Source organism: Pseudomonas sp. SIMBA_041 (genome assembly GCF_046535095.1).
GTDB lineage: Bacteria > Pseudomonadota > Gammaproteobacteria > Pseudomonadales > Pseudomonadaceae > Aquipseudomonas > Aquipseudomonas mucoides.
Map to the genome: position 1 here is coordinate 1 of NZ_JAWRXJ010000777.1, position 245 is coordinate 245.

1 protein-coding gene is annotated in these 245 nt (G+C 59.2%); it reads right to left on the minus strand.

Annotation, left to right across the window (positions count from 1 at the left end; genetic code table 11):
- The coding region (locus SB725_RS33225; protein ID WP_410923700.1) for a ParA family protein at positions 1-214 on the minus strand (214 nt) is incomplete at its 3' end.
- Positions 215-245: the final 31 nt, after the last annotated feature.

A 245-nucleotide genomic window follows, 5' to 3' on the forward strand; every position in this document is an offset into this window, starting at 1 on the left:
GGTCCGAGTAGATCGCACCTGTCATCTTGGCCAGCAGGATGTTGGGCGTAACTTCCTTGTGGCGGCGAAGCATCCCCCACATGTAGCCGTACTCGTCCGTGTCCGCGTCGATGAACTTGACGGCGTGGCCCTGTGAAGCCCGATGGGCTGCCAGGTTGGTGGCGATGGTGGTCTTCCCCACCCCGCCTTTGCGTGTTGCAACGGCAATGAGCATGCACAGACTCCTGAATATGATTAGGTTGGTC